General features: G+C 41.6%; 10 protein-coding genes. 7 read left to right on the top strand and 3 right to left on the bottom strand.

All coding sequences use genetic code 11. The features are described 5' to 3' along the window. Positions 1-278: helix-turn-helix domain-containing protein (locus tag HMPREF2637_RS11445; protein WP_256315683.1), on the bottom strand; the 278-nt coding region annotated here is incomplete at its 3' end. A gap of 111 nt (positions 279-389) precedes the next feature. On the opposite strand from HMPREF2637_RS11445, the gene HMPREF2637_RS11240 reads away from it, so the two are divergent. The 4 genes from HMPREF2637_RS11240 (at position 390) to HMPREF2637_RS02175 (ending at position 6229) form a co-directional block, all read left to right on the top strand. Continuing rightward, positions 390-533 (top strand): hypothetical protein, encoded by a 144-nt coding sequence (locus tag HMPREF2637_RS11240; protein ID WP_176745608.1) that lies wholly within the window; start codon positions 390-392, stop codon positions 531-533. Beyond that, positions 499-1017 (top strand): RDD family protein, encoded by a 519-nt coding sequence (locus HMPREF2637_RS02185; RefSeq protein ID WP_141760007.1) that lies wholly within the window; start codon positions 499-501, stop codon positions 1015-1017. Before HMPREF2637_RS11240 ends, HMPREF2637_RS02185 begins: the two co-directional genes overlap by 35 nt. A gap of 125 nt (positions 1018-1142) precedes the next feature. Beyond that, complete coding sequence (locus tag HMPREF2637_RS02180) at positions 1143-2063, top strand: DMT family transporter (protein ID WP_070838938.1); 921 nt, start codon at positions 1143-1145, stop codon at positions 2061-2063. Between the two features lie 254 nt (positions 2064-2317). Beyond that, entirely contained in the window at positions 2318-6229 is a 3912-nt protein-coding gene (locus HMPREF2637_RS02175) for a GH32 C-terminal domain-containing protein (RefSeq protein ID WP_070838937.1), read from the top strand. An 82-nt stretch (positions 6230-6311) separates the two neighbouring features. Here HMPREF2637_RS02175 and sdaAA read toward each other — a convergent pair whose 3' ends face one another. Together sdaAA and sdaAB are read right to left on the bottom strand one after the other, a co-directional pair. After that, positions 6312-7181, bottom strand: coding sequence for an L-serine ammonia-lyase, iron-sulfur-dependent, subunit alpha (sdaAA, locus tag HMPREF2637_RS02170; protein WP_070838936.1), 870 nt, complete (start codon positions 7179-7181; stop codon positions 6312-6314). A 12-nt stretch (positions 7182-7193) separates the two neighbouring features. Next, positions 7194-7865: an L-serine ammonia-lyase, iron-sulfur-dependent subunit beta gene (sdaAB, locus tag HMPREF2637_RS02165; protein ID WP_070838935.1), complete on the bottom strand. Its 672-nt coding sequence runs from the start codon at positions 7863-7865 to the stop codon at positions 7194-7196. 400 nt (positions 7866-8265) lie between these two features. On the opposite strand from sdaAB, the gene tnpA reads away from it, so the two are divergent. The 3 genes from tnpA to uvrC all read left to right on the top strand — a co-directional run bounded on the left by tnpA (position 8266) and on the right by uvrC (position 11456). Then, positions 8266-8691: an IS200/IS605 family transposase gene (gene tnpA, locus HMPREF2637_RS02160; RefSeq protein ID WP_070838934.1), complete on the top strand. Its 426-nt coding sequence runs from the start codon at positions 8266-8268 to the stop codon at positions 8689-8691. A 213-nt stretch (positions 8692-8904) separates the two neighbouring features. After that, positions 8905-9600 carry a YjjG family noncanonical pyrimidine nucleotidase gene (locus HMPREF2637_RS02155; protein ID WP_070838933.1) on the top strand — a complete coding sequence of 232 codons (696 nt, stop codon included), beginning with the start codon at positions 8905-8907 and terminating at the stop codon, positions 9598-9600. Between the two features lie 71 nt (positions 9601-9671). Further along, complete coding sequence (gene uvrC / locus HMPREF2637_RS02150) at positions 9672-11456, top strand: excinuclease ABC subunit UvrC (protein WP_070838932.1); 1785 nt, start codon at positions 9672-9674, stop codon at positions 11454-11456. Positions 11457-11568: the final 112 nt, after the last annotated feature.

Here is an 11568-nt window from a genome sequence, read left to right as displayed (position 1 = left end):
TAGACAGGAGACTTCATGAGTTTATATTTAGCCTGATAATAGTCTTCAGGAATGTCTAAATTAGTTTCTCCCAACAAATAATTCAGGGAAACATTTAGTTTATCACTGATATATTGAAGTTTTACAATAGTTGGCAATGAACGTCCGAGCTCAATCCTCATCAGCTGTTTGACAGTTAATTCATCTTCAGCATAACAAACTTGCTCACGTGTTAACCCTTGTCGTTCACGTTCTTCACGAATTCTTTTTCCAATTTCTACTTTAATATCCTGAGACATACATTACCCTTATGATTTAGATTTTTAATACTACTATAACGTAAAATCTAAATAAAGTCCAAAAGCCATAATAGAAGTAGTGTATAATAAAACCTACAGGAGTTTACAATTATGAAACAATCTCAATTTGCGAGCTCAATAGCCTACAAATTTTCCTCTCAAATATTATTTAGAATATTAAAAAATGTTATAATGGGAGATGATAAAGGAGGAGAGGGCGATGAAGATCTTAGCAACAAATCCTATTTCGTTTAAAAAAAGAATGATTGAATTTCTATTCGATTATCTTTTTATTATAGCTTATTTAGGTCTTCTGTTTTTAGGTTCTATGCTTATATACATTATTTTTTTTAATGGCGTCCCAGAGTTTACAGAAATTCAGTCGCAGTGGCTTGTATTTTTCACCTCTGTTTTGCCAATCACGCTCCTTTTCACATTCTTGGATTATGCAAAAAATGGGAGCTTGGGGAAGGGAAAAGCAGGGCTTGAACTGGTCTACCAGAAAAAAACAGTGCAGGCTAGCTTGATCAGAAACGTCATCAAATTTTTACCTTGGCAACTCGGTCATATGGGCACGATTCATGGCTTCTATAGTGATTTTGATGTGTTATCCATTATCCTCTCGTTTTCAGCGACTCTAATCGCAGTTTTGTTACTGGCAATGACGTTTTTTAGGAAAGATAGGAGACATCTAGGAGACCTGCTAGCACATACACAAGTACAGCTAAAAGGTGATTAAAATACAGGTTGTTTACTTGGTCCATAAGTAAAAATTGAAACGAAACCAAGGAAGTCATTTTGATGACCTCCTTTTTTTATTGCTGCAAATAATATACAATAGAATAATTACAGGAGTTTACAAATATGAAACAATCTCAATTTGCGAGGGCGCTTTGGTATGGTATTCTGGGTGCCCTCTTTTTTGCTTTTACTTTTATCTTTAATCGTAGTATGAATCTTTCGGGTGGGTCCTGGATGTGGAGTGCTAGTCTACGCTATTTGTTTAGCTTGCCCATGCTGACTGTTTTGGTCTGGCGTAAGGGTGAGCTGGCAGGTGTTCTGTCTGCCATTAAGAAAGCACCCCTGACTTGGTTGATTTGGAGTACGGTTGGTTTTGGGCTTTTCTATGGGCCACTGTCTCTAGCCTCCATTTATGGTGAGTCCTGGTTTGTGGCAGCCACTTGGCAGATTACCATTCTGGCTGGTCTGCTCTTGACCCCACTCTTTGGGCAGAGGGTACCTGGTAAGCAACTGCTTATGACATTGGTTATCCTTTTAGGGATCATTCTCATCCAGATTCCTTACTTCGGTAGTGGTCTTGGTAGCGGTGTGGTCCGTGCTAGTCTCTTGATTTTACTGGCCGCTTTTGCCTATCCTTTGGGCAATCGTAAGATGATGGTCCACTGTAAGCAGGATCAGCTTTCAACGACGCAGCGCGTGTTTGGAATGACCTTGATGAGTACACCTTTTTGGTTGCTTTTGTCAGCTTTTGCTGGTGCAGATGCTGGTCTTCCATCAGGCGGACAGATTTTACAGTCTTTAATTGTGGCTGTCTTTTCTGGGGTTGTCGCAACCTTGCTTTTCTTCGAGGCCACTAATCTAGTTAAGCATAACCATAAGCAACTGGCAGTAGTTGAGGCTACTCAGGCTGGTGAAGTTCTCTTTACCCTCTTGGGTGGTTGCCTCTTCCTCGGAGATAGTCTACCTAGCCTTTTGGGATTCCTTGGGATTGCTATTGTAACCATTGGTATTATTGGAAATAGCCTGCTAACAGGCTCAGATTAAGCATAAGGAACGGACTTTCGAATGGCAAATTCGGAAGTTTTTCATTTATATGAAAAATATTACAGAAAAAGATGGTATTTTCAGATTATAGTGATATAATGATATTAAAAGTAAGCGTTTACCGTTTTAATGTAAATCCTAGAGATATTTCCGGAAACTTTGATAGGCTTATTAATAAAGGCGAATGTATTCACTTTGAATTTTCATGAAAAATGAGTTAACATTTAATGTTACTCTAAAGAAGGAGAAGAGTCATGAATGATACTGTTTGTAAAAATTGGTTTATGCGTAAAAGTGGGAAAACTTGGGTCTATGGCTGTGCCTTGGTAAGCTTTGCAGGTTTGGCCCTGGCTGGTCCTGTCTATGCGGACCAAGTGGAACAGGCAACTGTGAGCCAAGTACCTCAAGAAGTGGTAACTCAAACTGACCATCAAGTTGCTCCTCAAGCGGAGCTTGCTCCTAGCACGACCAAGGAAGTCCCCCAAGTGGTAGAGCCTAGCCAGTCCCTTGTTTCCGAATCTGCTAAAACAGCTCAAGAGAATCCCACTCAGCCTAGCCCTGACCAGTCAAAAGAAGTACAAATACAGGCTAGTGAGGCTGAAAAAGTGCCTAATCAAACGCAAGAAGCCGATTTGAATCAGACCAGTCAAGAGCAATCTCCAGTTGTAACGAATAGCACCAGTCCTGTTCATGTGACAGAGGAAAAAACGGATTTGCCTAATAATGAAGCGGTTACCAATCTTGAAGGGATGACCGCAGACCAAAATGGTCACTGGGAAATGCAGGCTGACGGTATTCATTCAGAAGCCAAAGACAAGGGAGACTCTTTCCTTTATTCTCAATCCGAGGGCAAGAATTTTATCTATTCAACGGATGTGACCTTCAAGGAAGCTGGTGGTGCCGCTGCCCTCATTTTCCGTGGTAACAATGATAGTAGCGATAAAAATATGTACGGGGTCAACGTAGACTCTGGTAACCATAAGGTTAAGTTTTGGCGTTGGGTCAATAATCATGATATTCAACTTGTAGATGAAAAAGATGTAACACCAACTGCCGATGAAACCTACAATCTTAGAGTAGTTGCGGCTAATCAGTGGCTATCTTACTATGTCAATGATGTGCTTGTCGCAAGTACAGGTGACGCTGTTCTTCAAAAAAGTGACAAGGGCCAACCTCAAGTCCTTCCAGAAGGTTACTTTGGACTTCTTAATTGGAATGCCAATGTCATTTTCAAAAACACCCGCTATGTTAATCTTGATGATGCCAGTCTTCCTTTGATTGACAATCTTGTGGTGACCTCAAAGACAGGTTCTGTTGAAAAACAAGCCCAATTCTTCTCTGAAGAACCACTCCATATCCAATATGTGGGACACAATGCTGAGGCAGTAGGCTTTGACATCACTAAGCATAATCCAAATGCTGTTATCAAGGTAGAAGATGCCAAGGGAAATGTCTACACAGATATTTCACAATTGCCAGTGGCTGTAGGTGCCAATTACTTTATTGTTGAAAGTAGTGTGACCGATTCGCTTGGTCGTCCTGTGACCTTAACTTATCGTGTTAATATCCACCGTAGACAAAGTGATGATGTGTATTACAACGAGCTTTATCGTGATCAGTATCATTATTCTGTCAAGGATGGCTGGGCTAATGACCCTAATGGCTTGGTCTTCTACAAGGGACGTTATCATCTCTTCTATCAATTTTACGATGACACCAAATGGGGTCCAATGCACTGGGCCCATGCGACTAGCCGAGACTTGCTTCATTGGGATGAGGAGCCGATAGCCTTCTATCCAGATGCAACAGGTCACATGTTCTCAGGCTCTGTCGTGGTTGATGGTACCAATAGTTCAGGCCTCTTCAAATCTCCGGAAGGTGGCCTGGTAGCTATTATCACTTCAAATGGTAATGGGCAACGGATTGAAATCGCCTATAGTGAGGACGAGGGTAGAACTTGGCAAAAATATGACAAGGTGGTTGCTGACTGGTCTCAAGATCCTCTTCAAAACCAAGATTTCCGTGACCCTAAGGTCTTTCGCTGGGATAACCAATGGTTTATGGTACTTGCTGGTGGTCCACTCCGCATTTATTCCTCACCAGATTTGAAGAACTGGCAGGTTGAAACAACCTATAAGGATTTGCATACGGAATGTCCTGACCTCTATCCAATTGTGGCCAATGATGGGGCACTCAAGTGGGTCCTCTCACGTGGTGGTCGTTCTTACAAGGTTGGAGACTTTAAACAAGTGGATGGTAAGTGGGCCTTTGTAGCTGATGAAGTTTACCAAGACCATGACGAAATCATGAATTTTGGTAAGGATTCCTATGCTGCCATGACTTACTATGTTCATGATTTTGGGACAGCTGACCATCCAAACATCCCGCAATTGACTGAAATCAACTGGATGAACACTTGGGAAGATTATTGCAATCTGGTTGCAGATACCGTTGGTCAAAAATTTAATGGTACCTTTAACCTTAACCTTGACCTTGGTTTGGTTAAATCAGGCGACCGTTACCTCTTAACACAAACACCTGTTAAGGCCTATGAAAGCCTTCGTGACACAGATAATGCCCAGTATTTTGAAAATGTCAGAGTAGCTTCTGACAATGAACTGCTTAAAGATTTCACAGGTGACACTTATGAAGTGGTTTCTCACTTTGTACCAGGAAAGGACACGACAGCGGTTGGATTTAACCTTCGCGTTGGCGATGGTCAAGCTACTAAGGTCGTTTACGATTTAACCAAGGAAACTTTGTCTATTGACCGTAGCCAATCTGGTACAATCCTTTCAGATGCCTTTGCTAAGGTGAATAGCCAACAAGTGACTCGCAATGATGATGGTTCTATTGATTTACATCTTTATGTGGACCGTGCGAGTGTGGAAGTCTTTGCTAAGAGTAATACAGTGGCAGGTGCTAACCAGATTTTCCCAAGTCCAAGAGCCGTTGGAGCAAGTGTCTTGGTTGAAGGTGGTCCAGCTAAAGCAAACATTGCTATTTATCCAATTAAGAGTACTTGGACTGACAAGAAGGAAGTCACTAAGGCTGTTGCCATGAACACCACAGTTGCAGGTGATTTGACCCTCGAAGTTGGTCAAAGCAAGGACTTGCAGGTTTACCTCGCACCGGCTTCTGAAGAGCAAGATGTGACTTGGACAGTAAGTGATCCAAGTTTGGTGACATATACTGAACATGACAATAAACTTTCTCTCAAAGCCCTTCATAAAGGTCATCTCACTGTCACAGCAACCTCAGTTGAAAATCCTTCATTGACCAAGACCTTTAATATTGCCATCACGCTCAACAATTTTGCGACCAACCTTAAAGGCTTGAAAGCTGTCACTGGTAAGTGGTATATTGATGACGATACCCTCTACGATAGCAATGTCAGTGCCAATGACTTCTTCATGGCTTATGAAAGTAATGGCTTCAAGCAATTTGACTATGATATCGACGTCAAATACAAACATGGTTTGGTCAACCTTTTTGTTGCTGCGGAACGTGAAGAACCAGGCCGTGCCTACTCTGTCCAATTTGCTGACAACGATACTGTACGTCTCTTCCGTTTTGGTGGTGAAACCATCGCTGAAGCTCATCTGGATAATGCAATCAATGATGGTCAGTACCACCACGTCAAGGTTGAAAAGGGCAAGGACACCATGACAGTCTATGTCGATGGTAAGGAAGTGCTCCATCATCAATTTGATGCCGTGGATAATTACTTCAATCAAGCCCATGTAGGTGTCGGTCTTTGGGATGGAGCAGTAGAATTCAAAAACTTCTTCGTTACTGAAAAAATGACAAACACAAGCAGTGACACCACTGACGAACCGATCAAACCTGATCCTCAACCACAACCTAGTCCAGAACCAAGTCCGGAAAATAAACCAGATGAACCTGAGCATCAACCTGAGGTTGCTCCAGAGCCTGAACCAACTGGACAAAATAATAGCCATGACAATACAAGTACAGTACCAAATCCATCTCAGGATAATACTGGTAAGGAAGAAGAAAGTAAGACTCCAGTGGAAACACCTAAGACTATTGCTCCAATAGTTGACAATCTCCTAAAAACATTTAACAAATTTAGTCTATCAACCTTCCTTGCAAGTATTGCCAAAGAAACATGGCACTTTTTGACAAAATGGTTATTCAACTAAGATCAAAACGTTGAAAAGGCTATATAAGAAGAAAAAACTTAGAAGTATGAGTGCTTCTAAGTTTTTTTGTTTCTACTAAAAATTATCCAAAAATTTCTTTTGCGAGTGCTTTTCCTTTTGGGGTTGCTGCTAAGCCACCTTCAGCAGTTTCACGGAAGGCAGTTGGCATAGCTGAACCAACCTGATACATAGCATCAACGACCTGGTCGACTGGAATGGCTGATGTGATGCCTGCCAAGGCCATGTCAGCAGATACTAGGGCAAAGCTTGCCCCCATAGCATTACGTTTGACACATGGGACCTCAACCAATCCGGCTACAGGGTCGCAAATGAGTCCCAACATATTCTTAAGCACAAAGCAGATGGCCTGGCTGGCTTGGAAAGGTGTTCCACCAGCAGCCATTGTAATAGCGGCAGCAGCCATAGCAGAGGCGGAACCGACTTCAGCTTGGCAGCCTCCCTCGGCACCAGATATCGAGGCATTATTTGCGATGACTAAGCCAAATGCACCAGCAGTAAAGAGAAAATCCAATTGTTGTGATTCGGTTAAGCCCAGTTTTTCGATAGCAGTTGTAAGAACAGCAGGTAGACAACCAGCTGATCCAGCAGTTGGTGTGGCACAAACCAAGCCCATCTTGGCGTTAGATTCATTGACTGCCATGGCATTGCGAGCAGCCCCTAAGACAACAGAGTCAGCCAAAGTCTTTCCTCTTTTGATGTAGGCATCCAGTTTGGCAGCGTCCCCCCCAGTTAAGCCTGTCGGTGATTTCTCTGGTGACAAACCAGCCTGAACAGAATCTTTCATCACTTCAAGATTTCGAGTCATAAGAGATAGGATTTCAGGACGTTCCCGTCCAGTTAGCTCTGTTTCTGTGGCAATCATGAGCTCTGCGATATTACCTTGGTAATCTCGGTCAGCTTGTTGAACTAATTCTTCAATAGTGTAAAACATGCAATCCCCCTCTTAGCTGAAAAAGTTGACATTATGTAGATGAGGAATTCTAGCGATTTCATTGACGGCCTCATCACACTGGTGAGAGTCAATTTCGATAATCATAATAGCCTTCTCACCAGCATTTTCTCGAGTGACAGTCATCTGAGCGATATTGATACCATAACGAGATAAAATATCAGTCACAAGAGCAATCATTCCTGGAACATCTTGGTGAACAATGATAAGTGTAGGTGTATTCATTTTGAGGTTGACCGCAAAACCATTGAGCTCAGTCACTTGGATATTCCCCCCACCGATGGAAACACCAGTGGCAGAGATAGTTTTTGTAGCATTTTTTAGTGTAATACGAGTGGTGTTGGGATGCGGTGCATTACTATCTTTGTTGATTTTCCAATAGACCTTGATGCCTTTTTCGTATGCAATGTCCAGTGCGTGCGGAATGTCAGGGTCGTCAGTCTCCATGCCTAAAATACCAGCTACTAGAGCTACATCAGTCCCGTGACCTCGATAGGTCTTGGCAAAGGAATTAAAAAGTTGAAATTCCACCTCAGTCGGTGTTTCACTAAAAATGGCAGAGACAATTTTTCCGATACGAACAGCTCCTGCAGTATGGCTTGAGGAAGGTCCTACCATGACAGGGCCGATGATGTCAAAAACGGATTGAAATTTTAAATTTTTCATAGAACGCCTCGTCTGATTAATCTTGTATTTTCAGTATACCATGAATTAGTGATATTAGGGTTTTAAGTAAAATTGTATTTTTTGAAAAATATCCTATTTTAAGGTTTCTTTAAGCTTTAATGGATATAATGTTGGTCTATTAAGTAAGCAATACTTATTTTTCATAAATCAGAGAGGACGACCTGCGGGTCGTCTTTTTTTATTATGTGACTTTAAGTCCGTTTCGCTCCGAAGGTGCGAAACAAATAAACCACCCGCTATGCGGGTGCGCATCGAAGGTTATACCATCATAACAAAAAAACTCCAAACGAGTTACAATATAGGTGTTCAAGCCAATTGTAAAACGGAAGGAGTTAAGACTATGGCGCAAAAAGCTCACAGTTTATCACATACAAAATGAATGTGTAAGTACCACATTGTATTTACACCTAAGTATAGACGAAAAATAATCTATAATCAATATAGGAGTAGTCTGGGAGAGATTTTTCATAGACTATGCCAATATAAAGGTGTTGAAATAATAGAAGGCCACTTAATGCCAGATTATGTTCATATGCTAGTAAGTATTCCACCACGAATGAGTGTAGCTAGTTTTATGGGATATTTAAAAGGTAAAAGTGCATTGATGATGTTTGATAAACACGCCAATTTAAAATATAAATTTGGGAACAAACATTTTTGGGCAGAAGGTTATTATGTAAGTACGGTAGGACTTAATGAAGCCACAATTAAGAAATATATCCAGGAACAAGAGAAGCATGATATCGCATTGGACAAATTAAGCGTTAAAGAATATGAAAATCCCTTTAGGGATAACGGTAAGTAATGCGAATGCCTCTTTGAGAGGCTTGTGACGAGTCAAAAGCAATAAATAAGGCTTGAACAAAGTGAAAGCCAGCGTCTTTAGGCGATGGCTGGTATTATGGGCTTATAGCCCTTGATCAAACCACCCGTTAGACGGGTGGTTATGATTTATTCATATATAGCTAGATTGTGGTAAAATAGAGCCTAAAGATTCAAGTATCAGAAAGGATACGCCATGACCTATACCCATTTACTTTTCGATCTTGACCATACCCTCCTAGATTTTGACCGTGCTGAAGATTTGGCTTTAAACTACTTGCTTGAAGAGGCTGGGGTGGCTTCACGAGATCTTAAAGTTTACAAGGATCACTATATCCCCATGAACCGTTCCATGTGGGAGGATTTTAATCATGGTTTAATCACTAAGCCTGAGTTGCTTCGCACGCGCTTTTCACGTCTTTTTGAGCATTTTGGACAGGAGGTTGATGGCAGTCACTTAGCTGGCCGTTACCAGCATTTCTTGAGCCAACAGGGGCAGGAGTTGCCTCAGGCCCATGCTTTCTTATCGAATGTTAAAGACCGCGGCCACAATATTTATGCAGCAACTAATGGTGTTAGCTACATCCAACGTGGTCGTCTGCAAGCCTCAAGCATCTTGCCATTCTTCGACGATATTTTCATTTCAGATGAAGTGGGTGCCCACAAACCGTCTACTGACTTTTTTGAAAAAATTTCGGATCAGGTAAATGACTTTCATCCCGATTCGGCCCTCATGATTGGTGATAGTCTAACTGCTGATATCCAAGGTGGTAATAATGCAGGAATTGACAGCATTTGGTTTAATCCAAAAGGTTTGGTTAATGAGACTCCAGCTGTTCCAACCTATCAAGTCAAAAACTACCAAGAAATTTTGACGATTTTGAGCAAATAGACCTCTTTTCAAATTGTATTTACCTATGACTATTAAGAGCTTTTTAGCTCTTTTTTTGCTACAATGAAAACATGAATGATCTGATTAAACATAAGTTGGAACTGCTCCCAAGCAACCCGGGGTGCTATCTCCACAAGGACAAATTCGGCAATATTATTTATGTCGGTAAGGCTAAAAATCTAAAAAATCGTGTGCGTAGCTATTTTCGTGGAAGTCATGATACTAAGACGGAGCTTTTGGTATCTGAGATTGCAGACTTTGAATTTATCGTAACCGAGTCCAATATTGAGGCCCTGCTTTTGGAAATTAATCTTATCCAAGAGAATATGCCTAAATTCAACATCCGCCTCAAGGATGACAAGTCTTATCCATTTATCAAGATTACTAAGGAGCTCTATCCAAGGCTCTTGATTACCCGCCAGGTTAAGAAGGATGGCGGTCTCTATTTTGGTCCTTACCCAGACTCTGGTGCGGCCAATGAAATCAAGAAGCTTTTGGACCGTATTTTCCCCTTTAAGAAATGTAAAAATCCGGCCAATAAGGTCTGTTTCTATTACCATATTGGCCAATGTAATGCCCACACCATCTGTCACACCACTGAGGACTATTGGCAAGGTTTGGTTGAAGATGTCAAGAATTTCCTAAACGGTCATGATGATAAAATCGTTAATCAGCTTAAGGCCAAGATGAAGGATATGTCTGACCAGATGGAGTTTGAGCGTGCTGCGGAGTATCGCGATTTGATTGAGGCGGTTTCGACGCTTAGGACCAAGCAAAGGGTTATCCGTCAAGACATGCAGGACCGTGATATCTTCGGTTACTACGTGGATAAGGGGTGGATGTGTGTTCAGGTTTTCTTTGTTCGCCAAGGGAAACTCATTCAGCGTGATGTCAATATGTTCCCTTATTATAATGATGCTGAGGAAGATTTCCTAACCTATATGGGTCAGTTTTATCTGGATAGTCGTCATCTCAAGCCTAAGGAGATTTTCATTCCAGGAGACATTGATCAAGAGTCTGTTGAGGCTCTAGTTGGAGATGAGGTCAAGGTCTTTAAACCTCAACGTGGAGAGAAGAAGCAGTTGGTTAATCTGGCGACGAAAAATGCCCGCGTCAGTTTGACCCAAAAATTTGATCTCCTCGAAAAAGACTTGGCTAAGACCCAAGGAGCTATTGAAAATCTAGGCAAACTCATGGGGATTCCGACACCGGTCCGTATCGAGTCTTTCGATAACTCTAATATCATGGGAACTAGCCCTGTCTCTGCCATGGTTGTCTTTGAAAATGGTAAACCTAATAAAAAAGAGTACCGCAAATACAAGATTAAGACTGTTGAAGGCCCTGACGATTATGCCAGTATGCGTGAGGTCATTCGTCGTCGCTATAGTCGTGTCAAACGTGATGGTCTAACGCCACCAGACCTCATTATCATGGATGGTGGTCAAGGTCAGGTCAATGTAGCCAAGGATGTGCTTCGCAAGGAACTCAATCTATCTATCCCAGTTGCAGGTCTTCAGAAAAATGACAAGCACCAAACCAATGAATTGCTTTTTGGAGATCCTTTGCGAGTCATTGATTTGCCACGTCAATCCGAGGAATTTTTCCTCCTTCACCGTATTCAGGATGAAGTACACCGCTTTGCCATCACCTTCCATCGTCAAGTCCGTAGTAAGAATAGTTTCAGTTCTAAACTTGATGGCGTGGAGGGGTTAGGACCTAAGCGCAAACAAAAACTTCTCAAACACTTCAAGTCTATGACAGCTATCCAAAAAGCCAGTGCCGAAGACATTCAAGCTCTTGGAATCCCTGAAAAAGTAGCAGAGGCTCTGTTAGATAAATTAAATGATAACAATTAAGTTAGACTTTTCAAGTAACTCAGAAAAACTTGGTAGGGTGATTGATAATTCAATGATTTCCTAGGAATTCTATTTCTTGAGAGTGGGACAGAAATCGGTAATTCGTTAGAAT

Source organism: Streptococcus sp. HMSC065H07, from assembly GCF_001837325.1.
GTDB lineage: Bacteria > Bacillota > Bacilli > Lactobacillales > Streptococcaceae > Streptococcus > Streptococcus salivarius_H.
Note: the sequence above shows the minus strand (reverse complement) of the source record. Positions and strands in the feature narration are given on the sequence as shown.